Source organism: Vibrio zhanjiangensis (assembly GCF_030161235.1).
GTDB classification, from domain to species: Bacteria; Pseudomonadota; Gammaproteobacteria; order Enterobacterales; family Vibrionaceae; genus Vibrio; species Vibrio zhanjiangensis.
Window position 1 is genome coordinate 235874 of the sequence record NZ_BSPW01000024.1, and the last position, 22882, is coordinate 258755.

Genomic DNA, 22882 nt, shown 5'->3' on the forward strand with positions numbered 1-22882 from the left:
TGCTATTTACTGGATATTTGTTAGGACTTAGGCAAAATTTGATCTCTATCTATATTCTTGTCCAGATCAAGTTTTGTTAGGTAACTAATAAAAAATTATTATTAATCAGTTATATGTGGATTTTTTCTACTTGGTTATGCTTTGGCTAAACGCAAAGCCACCAAAATGGATAGTAAATTTGATGTTCTTCACACTTAAGCCTGAATATAACAAAAATCCAGTAATTAGCATTTTTATCCAATGGTTGAAGTGAGGTGATTTGATATTGTTGTTACATCAGCTCCGTTTATTACATAGAAGTAAAAAGGACAATACGAAATGAAAACCTTCTCTTTTTGTTGCGAATTATTAAATGGTGTTCATGCACGGCCAGCTAGCCATGTTGAAGCTCTGTGTAACCAGTTTTGTTCGGAGATTACTTGGCAAAACCAGCGCACAGGAATGAGTGGGAACGCGAAAAGCGTATTGTCTCTTATTGGGACGGATACACTGCTTGGTGATGAGTGCGTCATTACGATAAGTGGTCAAGATGAAGACACAGCCCTCGATCAGCTCAAGCAATTTCTTACCAATGAGTTTCCTCACTGTGACGAGCCGCTGCAAAATAACCAAAGCAGTGACATCGCCTTAGCGCCTTTGCCGCGCAATTTTTCAAACTTGAACATAGACCATCAACAAGGTCGCGCAGTGAGTGATGGTATCGGTCGCGGAATCTTGTCGATGATGGGAGCGGTGAACTTCGACAATTTGGATAACCTTCCTTCAGCACTTTCGCCAAGTGACGAGCAGCTGCAAATGAAGCACGGTTTAGCGTCCGTTGTTAAGTCGATTTCGATTCAGCTTACATCGTCACAGCACACCGAAAGCCAAGTGCTTCAAGCACATTTATCCATTGTGAATGATGAAGAGTTTCAACAGACGATAATCCGCCACCTTACAGAAGGCCGAAGCTGCGCTGAGGCGATCATTGCGACAGCCAAACACTTTGGTGACATGATAAAAAATTCATCCAGCCAGTACATGAAAGAGCGAGAGCTTGATATTCGTGATGTCTGTTATCAATTGCTGCAAAGTATTTACGGCGAAGAACGCTTTGTTAGTCAAACGCAATTACTTGAGCCCACCGTTTGTCTCGCGCAAGATCTCACACCCAGCCAGTTTTTGGAGCTCGACAAATCTCTACTCAAAGGGCTTATTTTGTCTCACGGAGGCAGCACGTCTCACACCGTGATTTTAGCGCGCTCTTTCGCGATTCCAACCATTGTTGGTCTGGATGCTGAAGCACTCAGCGAATGTATTGGGTCGCAAGTTATCCTTGATGGTCATTTGGGGGTTATTGTCACTGACATTACAGAGCCAGTTGAACGTTATTACCAGCAAGAGCAAAAAGTCAAACAGATTGTTGCAACTCGCCAAGCCAAATATCGTGATTTAGCTGCGACAACCAAAGAGGGTAAAGCGTATGAAATTGCGGCCAATATTGCCCATTCTGTTGAAGCGCCTCAAGCCTTTTTAAATGGGGCCGAAGCGATTGGCTTGTTTCGTACCGAGATGCTTTATATGGATCGCACTTGTGCACCCGATGAAAATGAACTTTACAATATTTTCTGTCAGGCGTGTGAGGCAGCTAATGGTAAATCGATCATCGTTAGAACCATTGATATAGGTGGTGACAAGCCCGTTGCTTATCTTAATATCCCAGCCGAAAATAACCCATTTTTGGGCTATCGCGCCGTGCGTATTTATCCTGAGTTTGTTGAGATGTTCAAAACTCAATTGCGCGCTATTTTGCGAGCGTCAGCGCATGGTAACCTCAAAATCATGATTCCGATGATTTCCTCTATGGAAGAGATTTTATGGGTCAAAGATGTTCTGGCAGAAGTGCGTCAAGAGCTTCGCAAAGAGCAAGTCCCCTTTGCAGAGCGTGTCCCTCTGGGCATAATGTTGGAAGTGCCGTCCATTGCATTTATCATCGACCAGTGCTGCGAAGAAATTGACTTCTTCTCGATTGGGTCTAATGACCTCACTCAGTACTTAATGGCGGTTGATCGTGATAACGCCAAGGTAGTGAATAGCTACAACAGTTTGAACCCCGCCTTTTTGCGCACGCTTGACCATGTGGTGCGAGAAGTGCATCGTCACGGTAAATGGATTGGTTTGTGTGGTGAGTTAGGGGCAAAAGGTTCTGTTCTTCCTCTGTTGATAGGCTTAGGTCTCGATGAAATCAGTATGAATGCACCAAGCATTGCAGCAACCAAAGAGCGTATCTCAAAACTCGATAGTCGCGAGTGTCGTCAATTGCTTAATAAAGCCATGAATTGCCGAACCGTCCATGAAGTTGAGCACCTTCTTGCTCAGTTTCGAATGACGCAAGCCGAAGCACCTATGGTGGCCAAAGATTGCATTAGCTTAGATCTCGACCTTCGCAGTAAAGAAGAGGTCATTAAAACACTGGCCGACAATTTGTTTATTACTGGACGCTGCCGTTATCCAAATAAACTTGCTGATGATTTGTGGGCGCGTGAAGATGTCTTTTCGACCGGTTTAGGCTTTGGTTTTGCCATTCCTCATACTAAAAGTGAGCATATTGAGCAGTCAGCGATCAGCGTGTGCCGTTTAGCCAATCCCATTGCATGGGGTGATGAGCAAGCGCAGTTCATTATCATGTTAACGCTGAACAAGCATGCAGCAGGCGATCAGCACATGAAAATCTTTTCCAAATTGGCTCGTAAGATCATGCACGCAGATTTCAGAGATCAGCTCATGCACGCAAGTACGGATGAGCAAGTGGAAGCACTTCTTAAACAAGAACTCGAACTCGCATAAGAAGCCGCTCGTCATGCGCTTTAGCTTTGCCATTTTTGACAAGGCTTAGAGAGCATGATGGTGTGTGAAGGAGCTTTTATGATCACCAACCTAAACCAACTGCTCGCGCAAGAAGCGCGACTACAGTTTCAATCTTTTGATAATCAAGCAGCGTGGGAGTTGGGAAGTTTGCTCAAAGAAAACGCCGAAAAGCAGTCTGCTAATGTTGCCATTGAGATAGTCAAAAACCACCATTGCCTGTTTTGTTTCGCTATGCCAAACACCACCCCTGACAACTTGTGTTGGATTGAGCGTAAACGCAATGTGGTTGAGCGCTATCACCACAGCTCATGGTATATGGGTCAATACTATCAGGCCAAAGGCAAAACCATACAGCAAGCTTCCTTTGTTGATGAAAAGCAGTTTGCTCCATATGGAGGAAGTTTCCCACTCATCATCAAAGGCACTGGCGTGGTCGGCGCAATATCGGTCTCTGGCTTGCCTCAATATGAGGACCATAAATTGCTCGTCGATACTCTAGCTCAATATCTTGATATTAAGGTGAGCGAGTGGTGACGGTGATGATTTGTGCGCTTTTAACGACCAAGGCTATCTGCGGATTAAGGAAAATATTGTGAAGCAAACAAAATGGGTCACAGTGACGCTCAACCCTGCCATCGACTTATCGGCTAAGGCCAATGGATTTGCGGTTAACCAAGTTAACACAGTCAAAGAACATCAGCGTGATGCGGCGGGTAAGGGCATTAATGTCGGCCGAGTATTGTCGGATTTAGGCGCATCGGTCACGTTAACGGGTTTTTTGGGGCAAGAGAATAGCGAGCTATTTGAAGCGCTGTTTGATCAGTATGGTTTGGTCAATAAGTTCGTCATGGTTGCAGGAACCAATCGAACCAATATCAAAATCCATGACAATTCAGGTGACACAACGGATATTAACTTTAATGGCTTTGCCGTTACTCAAGAAGACATTGACCGCTTACACAAGCAGCTGCTTAAGCTTGCCAATACCCATCAAGGCTTTATTTTCTCGGGAAGTTTGCCTGAAAATATTGAGCCGCAAATGGTTGTGAGTTGGATAAAAGAGCTTAAAAATCTGGGTAAAAAAGTGGTTCTGGACAGCAGTAAGGAGATGCTGCGTCAGGGCATGGCAGCAAAACCTTGGATGATTAAACCCAACGAGTCAGAGGTGTCAGAGTTGCTTGGCAAGCCTGTGGTTTCTATCTCTCAAGGCGTTGCGGCGGCCATGGAACTGGTCAACCAAGGCATTGAGAATGTATTGCTTTCGATGGGCGAAAAAGGCCTCATTTGGGTAAACCAGCAACAAGTGCTGATATCGACCCCTCCAACTCTAACACCCGTTAGCACAGTAGGCGCAGGCGATTCTGTGGTCGCGGCATTTTGCTGGGCCAGCCAGTTTGACCAGCCTAGCAAACAACTCGCCCACGCAACCGCCATGGGCGCACTTGCGGTCTTGCAAACCGGAGTCGGTTTATCCTCACCCGCCGAACTCGAAGCAATGCTCAAACAGATTGAGGTGAAAGAGTATAGGGTTTAACCCTCTTCCAAAAATTCTCTGTGAGAACACCAAAGCCAGTGTTGAGCTTTGGTGTTTTTGGTTTAAGGCTGTCTTTGGGTTTCAATAACTGCTCTAGTGTCAAATTACTCATTAATTGTTAGTGATTTAGTATGTGTTTGCAAATCACAAAATACACTAGCTTATGATTCAATCTGTATCAATTTCTTGTAGTATGTGTTGCGTTGATATAAAAGAATAAGAGTATAAGACTTGAATCTTGCAAAAGCCCTCAGCATTCTCTCCAAATCATCACCGTATGCAGTTAGCACGGAACGAGATAAACACCATGAAATATTGGATGATTACAAAAAATATCTTTATATAGAAACGAATATTGAAGTTGACTTTGACCAATCGCTATTATCAGCCAAGAAAAACGAAATCGTATTTTTATGTGGTAGCAGTGGAGATGGTAAATCTGAGATATTGACCAAGTACAGTCAAAAATACAAATCGACTCATCGCTTTCATCTTGATGCGACTCATAGCTTTAATCCAAGTCATACCGCTATTCAAACACTTGATCGTTGTTTTAGTGACTTTAAAGATAATGAGCAGCCTTTGGTCATTGGTATCAATATTGGCATGTTGGGGAACTATGCCGAGGAGGGCTCAGAGCTTCATAACGATATTAAATCTTCAATAAAGGCTTTTTTGGAAAATAGAGAAGATGAGATTGCACCAAACCATACATTCCTAGATTTCGAACAGTACCCGAAATTCACTCTTGGCCACGAAGTGAGCACATCCGATTTTGCCGCTCAATTTCTTGCTCGCTTGACTGAGCCAACTTTAGATAACCCGTTTTATGCGCTCTACGATAGTGAAGTGAAAAAGTCTGGTCACAGCGTATTGACTGCAAACTACGCGTTATTGGGTTTGCAGTCCGTTCAAAAGAACATTATCGCTCTGTTACTCAAAGCGCGTTTGATCAAAGATCAATTTTTAACAGCACGTGCTTTATTGGATTTTGTCTTCCAGATCTTAGCAATGGAAGAATATCTGTTCGACAACTTGTTCTCCAGTACCGATAACGAGTTACTCGAGCATATTCAGAGCTTTGACCCAAGCAATATTCATACTCGCAAGATTGATGAGTTCATTCTCCAATTTGGTTTAGGCATTGAAGAAGATGGCTTTACTCAGTTGAAAGAACAAGTGAAACCGCTCGGTGTATTTGATGTATCAAATGCAGCTTCTTACCTGCGTATGGTTTACTTGCTCAAAGATGAAGGGCAGCTTACAAATAAATATATCAACGAGCTGAAAGTTGACTTCGATAACTCTTTAGTGAATCAGTACGCGAATACTTGGCTGCTTCACCGTGAGTTTGATGGTTCTGGTAAACAGAAAAAAGAGCTAAACAAGTTCTATAAAGACATCCTAATTGCGGCGATTCACCGTTATTGTAATCGCAACTCTCCAACGCTTGATAAAGACCAGTTTTTTATCTCAGAATATAACGGCTTTAAAACCGCTGCTGAACTTGAGGTGAAACCTGATTTTACGGCAATTAAAACTCAAGGTGTGAGCAAAATTGGTTTTTTCAATGCGCATATCCGAGTTGATGATAATACACTGCTTCCGATGCCAATCAGTATCAACTTACTTGAGTTGTTAGAAAAGATTAACCAAGGGTATCGACCTAACAAGCATGATAAAAACGCGGTGCTTCTGTTAGATGAGGTGATTGAACAGATCATTACCGTTGCGAACGAGAAGAACACCTTGTTTATCCTGAAAAATGATAAGCGCTACAAGATCGTCAATGAAGATGACGAATATTTCGAAGTGAGTGGTATTTAAGATGACAATGGATAAATACATCAAACCGTTTAATCAGAAATTGCCACAAACGGCGGAAAACGTACCCAATAAAAACATCTTGAACAGTTATTTGCCAATACGTACCAAAGGTAATGACTTTGATAGCGATGCGGTAATTGGTCTTGTATCTCGTGGATTATTACGTAAGAAGATTGAAGGCTACAAATACGAGGATTTTGTTTCTGATTGTCAGACCGCGTTTGACGAAAAGCTAGGCGAAGAGGAGTTTTGGGAAGTACTGCGAGAGATGTACTTTGATAACAAAGATATCTTCTCTGTGAGCCCTGAGCTTTTACTATTTCGAGCGCAAAAAGGTGAGTTTGCAGCAGGTGACTCCCGTATTGCTTCAATGTTTATCAATTTGCTTCAGAACACGCGTGTCGAAGCGTTTGATTCAAAACTCAATTTTATTGAGCGAGAGATCCTTTCAACTCTGCGTAAAAAGATGGAAAGCGACTCATCGATGCAAGCAAGTGAGCATCCATACTTACCATACCTATCTAAAGCATTTCGTGATGATTTGAAGTTCTTGGCAAGTCGACCTAAGTACCTGTTAAGTGAATTCGAATCGTTTTTGTCCTTTTACGGGTTTGCTTACACCGCTCAGTTAAGCTTATCGCTCACAGATTGGCGTTCTGGTGAGGAGCCAACAGCGAAGCCGTTGTACTTCATCATGGATCATGAGCGTGCTAGCAATGAACGTACGCACATCAAAAATCATGGCTACAAGCTTTTCAATGAATCGGCGTCTCGTTTGTTCCCAATGTTGACAATGCTAGAACTTCTCCAGCCTAGCATGGGGGACAAGAGTGCTGTCAAAGTACCATTGTGGGAGATTTCAAAGGGTATTCAAGAATCACGCTATGAACACCTAAAGAGTGACTTAGAGAATTTTGCGCGAGCATTTAAAGCACAGCGTGGACTTATTACATCATTTGATGAATCAGAATCTGCGCTGGACTGGCTTGGCAACATCATGAAGTTAGCCATGGCACAATTTCGTATCGGCGAGCGATTCAACATCAACAAAAAATACGTTTCTGAAGTAGAAAAGTATCTTGCTGCTCACTTTATTCAAAACCGAGGTCGCAGTGGCCGAGTGCTGGTACTTAACCAAGACTACATCATTTTATTGACCAACCTTGTTGTTGGAGAAAGGGATAAACTCCGTTTCCACGAACTGATTGCCGCATTTAATCAACGTGGCATTTTTGTTGATAAACAAACCGAACAAGAACTAATTAAATTCTACGAGCGCATTGGGAACGTTGAGCGCATGAGTGATAGTGGAGACGCAGTTTATGTCCGTAAAACAATTTGAGACCTTTCTAGTTGATCAGTTTCTGGCTGATGCTGAAGCTCACATAAAGGCAGGCTTTCGTTATCAGTTCAAGTCACCAGATAGCGAGAATAGTGTGCGTTTGTACCAAGCGATGATTGCGCATTCACAAAGTAGTATTAGAGCGAGCAACGGTATCGAGCTACCATTTATTCAGTTGCCTAACTGTAAGATTGTGCCTGTTATTAACAGTGAAAATCCTGCTGAGTACCAAGGCTTTACAGAAAACTACATATCTCACCTACGTGATGAAGTTGCAAGTCAGTCAGGCTACTTGAAGGGCTGTGCCTTGGTTGTTATCCACAATAGTTCGTTGGATACCTTGATTAATTCGGCAGAAGATCTGGCTCAGCTTGGTCAAGTATGGAGCCCAGACAAGATCAAAGCGGCGATGAAAGGATTGATTGCCCAACAGGACAAAGGTCGTGATGTGTCTAATTGTCTTTTGGATGACCAGTTTGATGCGATCCTTGAGGACGGTGCGACCATGTTCGGTTTTGAATCACTGTACAAAGCGGTAGAGGACGGTGAGCTTCGTTTTAATGAGCTCGGTATGTTTGAAGACCCGCTCGTTGCAGAGATGAGTGGTAATCCAAAGCAAATTAAAAAACGTCTTGAAGACAACCGTACACTCTATGAAGAACTTTCTTTTGAAGTGGAACACTTCGGTGATCAGCTCCAGGATCGTTTGAAGTCGTTTGGTGAAAGATTCATTAACGAAAACTTCTCTGAAACTGGTGCATGGAAAGATGTTGAGTTTGAAGCGTTTCTACAAGAGAAAAAACGCAACGAACAGCAGCAACTTGTCCTTGAAGAAGAGCAAGCTAGCGAAGGCATGACCATAACTGCGCGTAATCGTGCAGAAACCAAAGCCGGTATGCGTGATCGCCACCTTATTATTGAGCTAGATGAAGGCGTCAATGACTTTGAATTGAAGTTGATTTTCCAAGGTGCAAGTAATCTAGAAAAAAGCCAGTTTAAAATTCAACCCGCTAAAGCGCTTGGTAACCAAGAGGTGATTTCAACGTTGAATGGCCTGAAGAAAACTCGAGCAAGCTTGAAAGGAACATACAACAACGAACCCTTATTTTTTAACCTAGCGCTCAAGCGCGAGAACAAGTCTGAGGTCTACAACTTCCGCTGCCTCGTGGTTCGCAAGGGTGAATTTTACATTGAGCCATTCAAAAACATCTTCTTGATCGAGCCAGCGCCTGCGAAGCAGCGTTTAACCTTGAACATGGAAGAAAATAAGCTGTTGATTCGATCTGAAGAGGGCACAGCTTGTTCTTTGACGGATGCAAAACAAGTGGTAGATGTAGCAGAACATTCACTGGTTGACTTTGATGCACTTGCCAATGAAGCGGATGAGATTAATTTCGCAGTAAAATCTGGTGACAACCAGCTTGAGTTCAATGTTGAAGGTGCTGTAGCGACAGACTCACTGAGCTTACCATTATTGCTTAACCGAGGGCGTTACCATAAGTTATTTAAAGATGAGTACAACGGCGAATTTTACTCTCAAAAGAGTAAAGTTAGTATTGATAACAGCGAATTCGTTGTACCCAGTGTTCGCTTAAAATTGCTGCGCTGGGAAGAAGCCTTCATCAATGACAAAGTCGTTTCTATCTCTGACTCTAACACAATTAAGTTGGATGATGTACAAGCCATTGATGACGCCATGCATTCATCCTATGTTGAATTGTATGATTATCTTGCGCTGCGTCGTAGTACACCATCTTTAGTCTCTTGGGGTGATGAATTTACGACACTTGTACAAAATGTAGTCGATGCAAGTCTTGCTTATTTTGAGGCGATTCCAACGGGCAGTATGCTGACCAAAGAGCAAAAAAATGCGCTGCGAATTGGTTTGGTTAAATCTGAAGGTGAAGAATATTTCTCTCCGTTCCACCCGCTAATCTTGGCTTACTATCTAAACCTACGCAAAGTGATTCGTGAAGATGAAAGCTTCGCTAGTTTGCCAGATGTGACGTTTGAGCGCCTATCTCCAAAAGGCTTGTTGCCCTATGTCTATCATCCTCAGCACGAGTTTGCTTACAACCTACGAGTGAAAGAAAACACATTTTGGATCAAGAGTGTCCCTCGAGAAAAGAGCTCACTGTCGTTCGTTCGTAAACTCGTCAAAGAAAAGATCGATGAGTTCCAAACCGCATTTAGTCAATTATTCACAGGTTCTGAGAAGAGCATCATCATTAACGCAGTGAATCAAGACAGCGCTGAAGAGCTATTCATGGGGCTAGTGGATTACATCCGTAGCAATCAAGAGCAAGCGGCTTCGATTCACATCAACCTTTATGATGACAAACTGACGTTCAATGCGTTCGACCGCTTTGCAGAAACCGCCAATTACGACGAACTGAAAGAGTGGTTAGAGCTGAACAAAGGCAAAATACGTGAATTGGCGGATACCATTATTGATGTCCTTCGCACCCGTTTAACCTACAGCAAGTTTACCAATGAGCAGGCAAATAAAGACGGTCAGTCATACGCGCACCTCTCGTTCTTCCGTAATAACGACAAAGTGGATTGCTCAGACATTGCAATCGAAGACATGGCTTCGGGTATTGCATGTGATGGTCTATTAACGGGTGATGCGTCTGAGAGTAAATCTGGTTCTTACTTTACTGGCTTTGGTTTGAAGGGCACCGATTATCAAGACCACCCACACCTGATGGTCGCCAAATACGTTGGTGCTTTACTCAAGCCGGCGTTAAAACCAAACACGCAATATCACGGTGCAAACGCAGTAGCGCTTGCAGTGAGTGAAGATTTTAAAGGTTTGCTAGAGCGCACATACGACAGCTCCATTTGGACAACCATCATTGATCCTAAAGTGACATTAGACTTCTTCCACAGCAATGAAGATGTGGTGCTGATTCACTATTCCGATCAGTACACCAGCTCATCCAGCTACGATGCGATTACCGTAACGGCGCAGCGTGGTCTGTTCGAAAAAGTCCTTAAGCAGGGGGATGGTGGGCAAATTAACGAGTTCAATGCTTTTAATGGCGATTGGTTGTTGAAGATGATGACCTGCGCGCCAACCATCAACAAAGAGCGTAAAGGTGTTATTGGTGCGTATAAGTTTGTGACCAGCTTAGTGCACAACTCAGACATTACTTGGGTTCCACTTTCTGTGGCAGAAATGATCCGTGTCTCAGGTAACATCGGACTGAAAATGTCAGACAGTGAATTCTCGCGTAACGTTCATGGCTACAAAAAAGGTGAGATTTCTGATGATGTATTGCTCGTAGGCTTTAAAGGGCAAGGCATGTACTTGCTGCCAGTTGAAGTTAAAACGGGTTCAATTCCTGACTACAAAAAAGCAGTTAAACAAGCAAAAGAGTTGTTGCGTTACCTGAGCGAAGATCTGCTTGGTAATGACAACCTTGCAAGCAAACTTTATCGCGGCCTGTTCATGCGTCAAGTGCTAATGCAGGTAGACAAGTACCGCTTATACAATGTGTTCGCTCCAGACTACTTTGACGCGCTGCTAGACAACAAAGAAGAGTGGTTGAAAGGCGATTACTCGCTAGCAAAAGTCGCTGATTACCCAGACGGCTTTGTTGTGAGTCACCTTGAAGGTGCGAGCTGTTTGCAACCTGAATACCAAATGTTGGAAGGTGTGTTAACAGTTGATCTTCCGATGGCCTTGCTTCCTCGTTTGGTCGAAACGCCACTGCAAGAAGTGCTTAATGAGTTAGATATCGTAAAGCTCTGCCACGTACCGAATGAATATGTTCTTTGTGGTAAAACTCAAGCAGAAGCGCTCGAAGTAGTAAACCAAGCTTGTGTGATGAGTGACAATGTACACCAAGAAACAGGTAACTCTATGGTTGAGCTAAACACCGAAGTTGAAGAACGTCACTCTGAAGCCGAAGCAGAGCAAATAGCCCCACAGAAAAGCAACTTGGTACAAAGTGCTTTGGGAGGTATGGATACATTTAAGTCACAACCATCGGGTACTAACTTAAATGTGCTTTTTGGTCATAATGCTTTGACGCAAGCACCGCTGAATTGGGAGCCAACCAATACCGCCAAGTTTATGAATACCAACACAGGTATCATAGGCACTATGGGGACGGGCAAAACTCAGTTTACTAAGTCGGTGATCACCCAGCTTTATCGCAATCAAGCAGACAACGTAAATAGCGCATCAATAGGTATGCTGATTTTCGATTACAAGTCTGATTACGTAGACGATAAATTCCAGCATGCGACAGCAGGCAAAAAGTTTAATTTACATAAGCTGCCATATAACCCGCTGAGCCTATTTGGTGATACACCAATGCTGCCAGTGCATACCGCTCGAGGTTTCTCAGAGACCATGGGTAAAGCCTTCGGCTTAGGACAAAAACAGCAATTGCGTTTACGCAAGCTGGTGGGGGAAGCTTATGAGCTGGCTGGGATTCGCAAAGCAGACCCTAGTTCTTGGACAAAAGCGGCTCCAACAATCGCAGACGTTTGGGCTCTATTTATAGACACTGAGCCAGATGAGGACTCGTTATACGCGGCGCTTGAAAGCTTATATGAGCTGGAGATCTTTGAAGACGACAACACCAAGTGTATGAGCCTTTACGATCTTGTTGATGGCATTACAGTTGTTGAGCTGGCAGGTTACCCAGCAGAAATTCAGAACCTTGTGGTCGCACTTACGTTAGACCTTTTCTACTCACAAATGCAGAAGAAAGGTAAGCCAGAAGTTCAAGGTGATTTCCGGCAAATTACCAAGATGATTTTGGTGGATGAAGCCGATAACTTTATGTCTCAAAACTTCCCAAGCTTACGCAAAATCTTGAAGGAAGGGCGCGAGTACGGCGTGGGCGTCATTCTATCAACACAAGACATCACCCATTTCCAAACGGGTGAGAACGACTACTCAAGCTATGTGCTTACATGGGTAATTCACCGTGTTGCGAAGATTCGTCCACAAGAGCTAAAAGCGATGTTTGGTGTGAACGAGAAAGCCGAACAAGAAAAGTTGATGGAAACCATCAATAAGCTCGAGAAACATTACAGCTTATACATTGATGGAGCGAAGAAGATACTGCCAATGAGAGATAGAGCATTCTGGGAGTTAATTTAATAATACTCTGATTTTAATGGCTATTTTAGGTTTTTTATCAATATTTGGAGCGCATTTATTAGATTCGTATAAAATGGCGCTGCGAACACTATTTTATTTTAGGTTGTTTAATGACGATAATTGATGCTATAACAAAAGTTTTGAGTGAAGCTAAAGAGCCGCTTAGTCATAAAGAAATTTATAAAAAGATTATTGATCAATCATACTACTCTTTCGGTGCTAAAGATCCTCAGGCTGTTGTCAGAAGTAAAATAAGAAAACATTGTTATGGTATAGATTTTCCAAGTGCCAGCCCCAAAAAGCTTTTTATGCAAGTTAATGGACAAGTCAGTTCAAGAAACGCTTTATACCAAGTTTGGGATGGTGAAAAGAAGGAGGTCGTTCCTGAAAATAAGATTAAAAGGGACGAGCTCCCAGAAGAGAAAATACATTCTGCCTACAGTGCACACATAAAGTCGGTCAGTGAACAACTTTTAGAATATATTAAGTTATCTGAACCTGAGTTTTTTGAATCTCTAGTAGTAAAATTGCTATTGAAAATGGGATATGGTTGGGACCAATCCACTTCAGGGAATGTTGTCGGAGGTAAAGGCGACGAAGGTATAGATGGCATTATTAATGAGGACAAGCTTGGTTTAGAGAAAATATATATACAAGCTAAACGTTATGAAAATAATAAAGTAAGCCCTTCTGAAATTAGGGACTTTATAGGCGCTATGGCAATAAAAGGGGCTAGAAAGGGAGTTTTCTTTACGTCTTCTAAATTTACTGAGCAAGCAGCTCAACACGCACATGATGCCCAAAATATGACTATAACCCTAATTGACGGGGATTCGTTGACCGAGTTACTAGTACAATATGGCCTCGGTGTCGCTATTGCCAAAATTTATCAAATTTTTGAAGTGGATAAAAATTTTTTTACTATTGATTAAATTTGGATATTATTTTTAATTTAAATCTCATATGTCAATTTTAAAGGTGGTCGGATGGCTAATATAAATGACTTCAAAGTTATAAGAATTAAATCTATTAATTATTACAAGGAAGCTGAAAGAGTTTTAGATATAAAAATAACTGATCAAGTTGAGCAAGCAAGGTTTGGTTTTTATTTCTTTATTTTAGATATTCTTTATGGTGTAAATGATATCGAAGATGCGAGGGACTCTATAACCGATACTAATTTCAACTCAATTATTCTTGGTAATAGGTACGATGATGGTGGTATTGATGCTATATATATTGATGATGAAGAGAAAATAGTAAACTTATTTAACTTCAAGTATAGAGAAAAATTCAGTGCTGATTCTAGACAAAAGCTCAATGATGTTACAACATCATTGAAATATATCACAGCTTTGGCTGAAGGTGATATTAGTCACTTTTCAGGTAAACCTCGTGAATACGCAGAAAAAATAAAAGACTTATACAACTCTAATGACGTTTGGAAAACTAGGATTTACTTTGTAAGTAATGATATGTCTACAGTAGATCTCTCAGATCCGCATATTAAAAATATTTCCAACTCTTTTGATGTGGAGGTCAATGCTATTTGTTTAAAAGAGATCTCTGAGATGGTTTCTATTAGGCCTGAACCAATTAGTGCAACTTTAGTTTTACCCAATAATGCTTTAATGTCATATAGTGAAAGTGACTTATCTTCTTCAATATCTTATATTGCAAGACTAAAGAGTAGTGAAATTGTACGAATTACATGCAATGATAAGAATCTTCGGAATAATCACAACTTAGAAAATTATAGAGAGCTAAGTGATGTGAAACTTGATTTTGGCGTTTTGTTTGACAACGTTCGAGGTTTTGTTCAAAAATCTAAATACAATGAAAATATAAAAGAAACACTAAAAGATAACCCTTCAAAATTTTTTATGTACAACAATGGAATTACAATTGTTGCTCAAGGTATCGAAACGGAATCCATAAATGGAAATACTAAGCAGAAAATTATAATTGATAACTTTCAAGTTCTAAATGGTGGCCAAACGGTAAGAACTATTCATAATTTTAACTCTCAACATGAAGATCACATAACGGACTATTTACCATATAGTGAGGTTCTTGTAAGAATATTCATGACGGGTAAATCAAATACTGGTGAAATTAATAATATTGCTGAATATACAAATAGCCAAAACTCAATCTCACCAGCTGATCTTAAGTCTTCTGATGAAAGACAGTTTCAAATAGAAAAATACCTAAAAGAAAAAAACATTAATTATGTTAGGAAGTCTGGAGATTTAGGTAAAGGAGATGCTAATTATGAATATAGCATTACAATGATAAAATTCGGTCAGTTGCTGTATGCCAAACAGGGTTTCCCAGAAAAATCTACAAGTAGCAAGAAGAGTATTTTCACTAAAAATTATAACGCAATCTTCGGTGATCAGAAGTTTGATATTGATGAATCTGAAGGGCTTGTAATTGATTTTTACTCTATTAAGTCAGCATATGAAAGTTCTTCATATGAAAGCTTAGATATTAAGCACTACTATATGATTTACCTCAATCAAGAATTTCCTGATGTTCCTCTGGCTCGTAAGATGGATATTTTGGAAGCTCATATCTGCACATACACGGTGGACAAAGACACATCAGATGTTCGCAAAATGAGCCAACCTCGCTTTAAAGAAGAGCTTTTAGATAAGTTTAAATAGTACGCTTATAAGATGCCGCAATTTAAATGATAATTTTAGCTATTGAACGGAGGACAAATTCAATAGCTAAAATGCGATTGGTTGGCTTAAAGCGGGAGACTAAATTCTAAACAAGATCTGTGTGTTCGAATCGAAGCAATCCCATCTTCAACATGTGCTGCCCAAGCTTGTTGGTACTCTTTCGTATCAAGTTCTGGGTAGTACATCTTCAATACTAACTCGGTTACATCACTAGTCTCGCCAAGCCAAGTATACTTATCTAACACAAGTGAGCCGTCTAATTTAGCTTCTTGGCCTTGGTATCGAAAATCACTTTCAATCGAACGGAAGAAAGCTATACGTGCCGATACGTTTGGAGTGATACCAGTATAGCCCTTCAACTTTTTGAGCTGCTCTTCAGTAGTTCGAGTCAGGCTCATGCGATTAGGTAGCATTACACCGCCTCCTTAGTTGGTTCTCTCCAGAAGTAACCTTTCTTCAACGTTGACGATTTAGTCCTACCGTCGAAACAAATTTCGTAGGTGCGAGCAATGTCGTCTTGAATAAGCTTGGTGTAGTGTCTATCGATCTCGGTGTCTGTTGATAGAATTACAACTTGGTGGCTGGCAGTAGGGAAGTAATTTTCAACCAATTTATCACGGTGATGTGAATCTAATCGCCCTAGCGGAGTATCGATAATAATTGGCAATTTCCGGCCGGATGTACGGCCAAGTGCTTCTAAAATTGAGATCGCGTAGATTTGTTTTTCGCCCGCAGACATTGCTTTGCGACTGATCTTAATACCGTGTTCATCAACTAGTTCAACATCAAACGATGCTGGGTTAATTGACGCGGATAGCTGCAAATCATCTTTACGAGCTAGCTTCTTATAAGACTGGACGAACTCTTTCTCTAATTGGTTGACGCGAGCCTTAGTTAGCTGCTCACCAAATTTCTCAAGCAATAAGATAGAGTTTTGAGCATTGATGACACTATGATCTTTATTGGATTGATCTTTGTGCTTGTCGTGTAGTTTCTGAATTTGGCGGGCTTTCTCCAATGCTTGACGTAATTCTCGTTTTGATTCCTCAAGTAAAGTATGATATTCGATAATCAGCTTTTCTTTTTTCTTGTCTAATGCGCGTACATCTGAAAACAGTACTTGTACTTGTTCTTGATCAGGAGCTCGTGCAATATTGGTTGAGGCGTTATCGATCTCTTCTACAACTTTTTGAAGACGAACTCGCGCTTCATCGAAACGTGAAAAAGACTCTTGAGACAGATTAAAGAGTTGATAGTCTATAGTATTCGCTTGACGGTCGGAGATATCCAAAAGCAACTCGGCAGAATCAAACTCACCCACGTGTGCTTTGAAGCTATCAGCAATCGCACTTTGAGCCATCTCTGTATCAAAACTTGGGTACTTTGAACGCAGTGTTTCTAAGAATGAGTCTAGCTCATTGCCAAAGTTCTGTTTCTTTTTGATCTGCTGTTCTTGTTGTATCTGTGTTTGCAGGCGCTTCATTGCATTAGGGGCTAGGGCGAATGGAAGACTTGTCTCCATTTCCATGCGGATTTGCTTTTCAAGCTCTACTTTCTCTTTAAGCAAGCTATCTACTTTGTGTTGCTCATCTTCTCTTGTTTTAGCCCAAGCCCCACCGCTTTGAGATAACTTATTCTCTAGACTAAGAATATCGTGCGATGTCAGCTCGATTTGTGCAGCAACGATGTCCGCTTCACCACGAAGTTTCTCTGCATTGCGCTCGTGGCTGATACGTTGCTCATCAAGAGAATTCATTTCCTCTTTTAACGATTGGCTTAGTGCACTAAAACCCTGTTTCTTCAAGAAGATATTTAAGTCACTCTTGAGCTTTGCGATGACATCTAAACCGAGTAGGCGACGTACTGCTGTTTTGAGTATGCTGCCAGACTCATCTTCCGCTAGTTCCGCGATTTTCTCGCCGTCGAAGAAGAATAAGTCAGCAATGCCTGTTGGGATAAGTTCATTAAGGAAGCCTTGGCACTGCTCGTAATTGAGTTCTGGTATTTGAACACCGTCTTTTTCAAGGCATAGATTATCTTTCTTACCGCGTTTCCAGCCGCGAATCACTTTATAAGTGCTTTCTTCGCCGTTTTGGCTGTATTTAAACTCAAGCTCAATCGATGCGTTATCTTGAACGCCACCATGGCCAACGCCTTTATGGATAAGTTCGGATAGGGCCTCAATGTACTCACCATTTGACAACGCTTGGCTAAATGATTGACGGCCAAAAAGAGCGAGTCGTACAGCTGTCAGAATCGATGTTTTACCAGCACCGTTAAGGCCACCAAACAGAATGATTGGTCGTTCGGTACCTTCAATAGGGCCATTTTTACTCAGACGAGCAGGAGCTGGGCGCAAGTCAATTTCATGTTCACCACGGAACACTCGAAAGTTATTGAGAGTTAGTTTTGTTATTAGCATTTCAGTATTTAAAACTCTTTTTGAAGCTGCTTATCTAGATCGGCAAGTTGTTCGTTATAGCGATCGATCTCTTTTTGGTGGACATCAAACTCGGCTTTACTCTGCAGAGAAGCATGTTTTTGTTTGATTTCTTCTAAGCTTCCCCAATCTTGCTTTAATAGGGATGCTATTTTATTTGAAATACCGCTACGGCGACTCAAACCTTCCATTGAGACTTCCAGCTCGATAAGTTTCATGATCATCTCTGGTTCAATATCAAAGTTGCCACAAAGCTCATGGATGAGCTGTGCGTCATCTTTACTAAAACTCGCGTTGTCGTCATAGACCCAATCAAGGTCATATCCATAAACTTCTTTGAAGATTGCGGGTAGAGAGTCATTCCAATCTGGCTCATTTGGATCGTGAATCCACTCTTGACGGATAGCATGAAGCTCTGGAACGGTGATAAGCTCGATCTCTCTTCCTTCAGCTTTAAATTTCTTATCTAGCTCAAGTAACTCGCGTAACCACTGCCGGCGATACTTTAGCCAGTATGGTCCCGGAACGTGCTTACGTTCTGTTGTGATGTCTTCGCCTTCTTTGGCGTATTGGTAGCTAACTTTACCTGTGCGACGTTTGTGGTTTCTGAACTCTGCTTTGTTCGCAGGATCGGTTGTCATTGACAATTTATTACGAAACTCAAGGAGAGGAGCCATCCACTCTTCACCGTTTTGGATAAGACTCTCCATTGCGCGGTCTTTGGTCACAACAGTACAGGTCCAGCAACCAAAGCGAGAGTTACCACAAGAGGGAGTTGTTTCATCAATAACCATAGGGCATTCTCCTTGGCCTGAAGAATCTTTATAAAGATTCCAGAGCACAAGGTTTTTACCTCCCCAGGGGTTCTCCCACTCAAGATCATATTTATCGATCCAAATATTTTTGGGTCCATAGGGTGTTTGTTTGGTTTCTAAATGACATAAACGAAGCAACTTCCATACGTCGTCTACCCCCCATGTATCGATAGGGGTAAAAATGAATGCGTTGGAAAGTGTGGTATGGCGAGCCAATCTGGAGCCATCTATTTTATGCTTAGCAATTACTTGCGCACGTGATGCACTTTCTTGACTACGTGAGCCAAGAACGACAATTACTTCGTCAAACTGCGAGACTTTAGATTTGATAAAGTCACTGACTGGGTCAATTTTCATTCGTTCTGTACACCAACGGAAAGAGCGCGTTGGTGCCGGATATCCTTTGCCGAGTAAGTTCGCCCAGAATGTTTGATTGTCTTGAGGAACAACTTTATGACATGTAATGGGCAAGTTGTCTCTCTTGGCTCCTTTTTCTATTGCCGCTAATGAATCTTTTATGTGATTTACAACAACAGGCGTTTCTACCAGCGTGTCAGAGCTGACAACGAAGATGGGTTTATGTCGGTCTTCTGGTTCTAGCCCCAGTAGAGCTAAATAAACGAGTGACATAACAGCCGAAGAGTCTTTACCGCCACTGTAACCAATGACCCAAGGGCGCTTGTCCGCGCAATAGACTCGCTGTACGTCAGCGATATAATGGCTTAATCTGTTGTTGGCGAAGTCTTCTGTGTTGATGAATTCTTCGTATTCGGCTAAATCTTCAGCCAGTTGTAGCTCATGTATCATGATAACTGCTTCTCTTGAGCTTTTTCTTCGGGGGTCAATGGGAGTCCCAATTCGATTTTTAGTGCGTTGGCAGTAAGTTGAATGTTTGTCGTGGATTTACTGAGCTTTCCGTGGTTCATGCTTCGCTTGACCCATTCAGGATTGGTCTTCAACCAGTTAACTTGAGATAGACGCTGAAGTCTGCGTTTCCAGTTTTGTGGCTCTTGGCAAAGTAGATGTTTCCCTAGAAGGCCGATGGCATGTAACCCGACGCCGTGAGCATGAATGTATTCTTGTCTTAGCTGCGCAGGTGATACTTCTTTATCTATGGTCATTTGCCAATCTTTGATGTGAAGCGTGACTTCTTCCCAGAACTCTGCTGCCAGTTTTTTCTCTTCGTCACTGAATCCGTCTTTTGGCCCCTTGCTCAAAAGAGCACGGGTCGATTGCTTGATACTGCTTAAAGTGAACAGTTTGTTCGATTTAGGGCTGACATTCGATTTCTCCATCTCCGTCAGGCCAATAAAAGGTCTGACGCTGGTAGCAAGTTCGCGAGCCAGCTCAGAGCTCTCATCTCTATGATCGTACAAGGTACCAAGTGACGGGCTTGGCTTAACCGCATATTTATTGAGGTCAGCAAACATTTGTTGGCTTCGGGTTAGGCCTTCATCAATGAAAAAGAGAACAGGGATATTGTCTTGCCCTAGGTCAGGGTTTTCTCTCAACGCTTCTTCAATAGCTTTACGGCGATGCTGCCCGTCATTAACTAAGATTTGAGCCTCCATAGGTATCTTCAATATGCCCAGATTGGGTGCACCGTCATGATCATCAAATGATATATTAACTCCAACGGAGGCAGTAAGAGCAGAGAATACATAATCTTTAGGGTTATCGAGAAGGTATTTCACCATCTCGGGTATTCGAGTTTTGTTGAGTGTCCTCTGGGCTCTTAGCTCTGGTGGAACATCATCTTCGTTATAGCTAAAAATCTTTGGAATAATTCTTAGGGGGCATGTCGCAATATAGAATGGTCGACCAGCTTGAATTCCTCTAACCGCAGGAAAAGAATAGCAGTAGCCTGAATCTTGATTTTGCATAGTGAAACCTGACGAGCGTCAATTAATGACATAAATATTAGCTAGTTTGTTATTTTTTGACAAACTAAAAATTATTATTTGCTGTTTTAATCAAGTTTATGCTTGTTTTTTATGCAAATATGACAAACTTGATGCAGTAGTTTACAGGTAGAAAAGACAGATTTCTATGGTCTACTTCAATATTATTGGGGTTTACTCGGAGTGGAGTTGATGATAGAAAAAGCTTTAACCATCTTGTTATTTTTCCCCAACAACACGTCAAACTCAGCCCTATGCATCTGAGTCTCTTCGTTTGGCTCGAAATCCATGAGTTTTGCTAATCGTTTATCAAAGCGTTTTTGCTTCTCATAGTTATTGTCGCTCTCTGCCATGTAGAGATGTTTGTTGAGCAGCGGTGGCCTACGATGCTCGGACACATAATCAAAAAAGTCGATTTCTTGGTCTGCCATTTTAATTTTGATTCGCTCGGCTAAAAATGGCACCGACTTTTGGTACTCATCGTAGCTGGTCAAAGTGAGCTTGCCAGAAGTTGTGTGGATTTTAACTAGGTCAATTTGCTCGTCAAGCTCACCATACATCTGCAGTCCCGCACCAACATAGGCGCGCAGAAGCAGCGGCAAGTCATCAATGAAATTACGGTGAAAAATTAGCGAGTGGCCTTGGTTAAAAACGCTAGCTTTGAGTTGATCGTGTGCTTTAATGCACTGCTGATTGATAAGTTCATTGTCAGCAATTGCAAATAGAAGCTCTGTTGCAAGTGATTGTGCCGTTTTGTAGTCTTCAAATAGTGCTTTAATATCTCGTTTAAGCGATTCGGGTTGTTGTGTGTAGGGCTTTCTTTTTTCAAAAAGACTGAGTGCAAAATACACTAGCAAATCTTCCTTGCGGCGTTTTTGGGCGTGCTCAAATTCTTTGGAGCCGTGCAGCTCTCTGAGTAGGTTGAAGACTTTTTTATGCGATCCAATAAGCGCTCGTACTTGCTCAGATTGTTCGAATTCATCACTTGCTGGAATTCGCCCAAGTTCTAAACATTGAAGCCAGAAGGAGTCAAATAGTGCTTGGTTTTGGACAACCAATAGTTTTGCTTTATCTTTGGCATCGTGTGGAGCTGGTGAAGTCAGTTGTTGCCAAGAATGGTGACGCTTGTATTTTCGCTGGAGATATTGTTGTTCTTCGAGTTTATCTTTGAAGATGTAAAAGATACCCGGTGCAACGGCGATAGCATCCTCCTGCAAACTTCTCTCAATATATGCCTTGATTTCAGCTTGGGCATAGTATTTTTGAAAGGTATTTCGAGTAGTGATAATACCATCTTTGTAGGGTTTAAACTGTGCGATGCAACTATCATTCGCAAGCATTACCGATACGACAAGGAGCTGTTGGGTTAATTCCCAGGCACCTAATAAAGCTTCTAAACGCTCATCTTGATCTTCAATTACATTTAATACAAAGCCAAGATTGACAATGTCCGACTGGCATTTGTCACTATCAGGTTGAAAATTTGGGTCCCATCCCAAAGCATCAAGACCGTGTGCTTCTAGCTCACGTAAATCATCACCTCGACCACAGCCATAGTCAAATATTGAATAACTCCCCTCAAGGTATCCGTGTTTCACCAAGGTTTTCATTGGTGCTGATAGTTCATGGCGAACTAGGGCGGTCCTATGACGATCGATACCTAGCTCATTCTTTTTAATAATGGCAGAAGAGCGAAACAAGCGCCCATCGACCAACTCATAGCCATGACGTGCGATCAAATTTTCCCAAGAGCGCTTAAAACCAATCAGACGACTATTGCTATACAGACCAGCGTTTTCTCCTTCCTGAGTGAGAGCGACAAAGTGCTCGTAATAAGGGCTTGAGGGCAAAACCATGGTTTCTTTACGATGCAATATTGGAGGGTTATCAGAGTCTTGGTAGTTAGTTGCTCTATGGCTTAACTTGGAGAGATTCACGTTCAAGCTTTGATTCAAAGCAGGATAAGAGTCGATATAAAAATCAGGGTAATAGAGTAAAGATAAACGGAATTCCTTCTTAAACAGTTTAACTAGATTCCAATTTGTTTCATCTAAGTTGACTGCTCTCGCTACTGCGGGAATAAATTGAGTGAGAATTTTCGGGAGAGCGCTCAAAGCATCTTTATGGAGATAAATTGCATCCGGTAAGTGCTTTCCTACTTTAATCTCTGCAATTAATTTTGCGAACAATTCTTCGTTCATCATGAGTCGCCACCTGTATTTTTCGAACATTAAGATATCGAATAATGTCGAGTTAGTGTGACCTTTCTTTTAATCTGTGTCCAACGGTCACTCTGCATACTGTATGTTTGTTAAATGTAATGGCTTCAATATTAATCAGTAGCGTATTGATATCTAAAACTGC

The 22882-nt window shown here is 41.8% G+C and carries 13 protein-coding genes; 8 read left to right on the forward strand and 5 right to left on the reverse strand.

What is annotated here, in order from left to right; genetic code table 11:
• The first annotated feature begins 318 nt into the window (after positions 1-318).
• The 8 genes from ptsP to QQK21_RS07890 all read left to right on the forward strand — a co-directional run bounded on the left by ptsP (position 319) and on the right by QQK21_RS07890 (position 15341).
• A complete protein-coding gene (ptsP, locus tag QQK21_RS07855; protein ID WP_284191641.1) occupies positions 319-2826 on the forward strand; it encodes a phosphoenolpyruvate--protein phosphotransferase in 2508 nt (835 codons plus the stop codon).
• 78 nt (positions 2827-2904) lie between these two features.
• Complete coding sequence (locus tag QQK21_RS07860; protein ID WP_284191642.1) at positions 2905-3381, forward strand: heme-degrading domain-containing protein; 477 nt, start codon at positions 2905-2907, stop codon at positions 3379-3381.
• Between the two features lie 58 nt (positions 3382-3439).
• The gene (gene pfkB / locus QQK21_RS07865; RefSeq protein ID WP_284191643.1) at positions 3440-4381 is read left to right on the forward strand and encodes a 1-phosphofructokinase; all 942 of its coding nucleotides are present in this window, start codon (positions 3440-3442) and stop codon (positions 4379-4381) included.
• Positions 4382-4612: 231 nt separating this feature from the next.
• A complete protein-coding gene (gene dptF, locus QQK21_RS07870) occupies positions 4613-6208 on the forward strand; it encodes a DNA phosphorothioation-dependent restriction protein DptF (protein WP_284191644.1) in 1596 nt (531 codons plus the stop codon).
• 1 nt (position 6209) lies between these two features.
• Positions 6210-7550, forward strand: a complete 1341-nt coding sequence (dptG, locus tag QQK21_RS07875; RefSeq protein WP_284191645.1) for a DNA phosphorothioation-dependent restriction protein DptG — start codon at positions 6210-6212, stop codon at positions 7548-7550.
• Positions 7531-12672: a DNA phosphorothioation-dependent restriction protein DptH gene (dptH, locus tag QQK21_RS07880; protein ID WP_284191646.1), complete on the forward strand. Its 5142-nt coding sequence runs from the start codon at positions 7531-7533 to the stop codon at positions 12670-12672. The genes dptG and dptH overlap by 20 nt, the downstream gene beginning before the upstream one ends.
• Positions 12673-12782: 110 nt before the next feature.
• Positions 12783-13604, forward strand: coding sequence for a restriction endonuclease (locus QQK21_RS07885; RefSeq protein WP_284191647.1), 822 nt, complete (start codon positions 12783-12785; stop codon positions 13602-13604).
• A 54-nt stretch (positions 13605-13658) separates the two neighbouring features.
• A complete protein-coding gene (locus QQK21_RS07890) occupies positions 13659-15341 on the forward strand; it encodes an AIPR family protein (protein WP_284191648.1) in 1683 nt (560 codons plus the stop codon).
• A gap of 86 nt (positions 15342-15427) precedes the next feature.
• Here the strand turns inward: QQK21_RS07890 and dndE are convergent, their stop codons facing one another.
• From dndE to QQK21_RS07915, 5 genes are all read right to left on the reverse strand, one after another.
• Positions 15428-15775 carry a DNA sulfur modification protein DndE gene (dndE, locus tag QQK21_RS07895; protein ID WP_284191649.1) on the reverse strand — a complete coding sequence of 116 codons (348 nt, stop codon included), beginning with the start codon at positions 15773-15775 and terminating at the stop codon, positions 15428-15430.
• Positions 15775-17784 (reverse strand): DNA sulfur modification protein DndD, encoded by a 2010-nt coding sequence (gene dndD / locus QQK21_RS07900; RefSeq protein ID WP_284191650.1) that lies wholly within the window; start codon positions 17782-17784, stop codon positions 15775-15777. Before dndD ends, dndE begins: the two co-directional genes overlap by 1 nt.
• An 8-nt stretch (positions 17785-17792) precedes the next feature.
• Positions 17793-19424 (reverse strand): DNA phosphorothioation system sulfurtransferase DndC, encoded by a 1632-nt coding sequence (locus tag QQK21_RS07905; RefSeq protein ID WP_284191651.1) that lies wholly within the window; start codon positions 19422-19424, stop codon positions 17793-17795.
• Positions 19421-20500 carry a DNA sulfur modification protein DndB gene (gene dndB, locus QQK21_RS07910; RefSeq protein WP_284191652.1) on the reverse strand — a complete coding sequence of 360 codons (1080 nt, stop codon included), beginning with the start codon at positions 20498-20500 and terminating at the stop codon, positions 19421-19423. Before dndB ends, QQK21_RS07905 begins: the two co-directional genes overlap by 4 nt.
• 182 nt (positions 20501-20682) lie before the next feature.
• The gene (locus tag QQK21_RS07915) at positions 20683-22719 is read right to left on the reverse strand and encodes a DNA phosphorothioation-associated putative methyltransferase (protein WP_284191670.1); all 2037 of its coding nucleotides are present in this window, start codon (positions 22717-22719) and stop codon (positions 20683-20685) included.
• Positions 22720-22882: the final 163 nt, after the last annotated feature.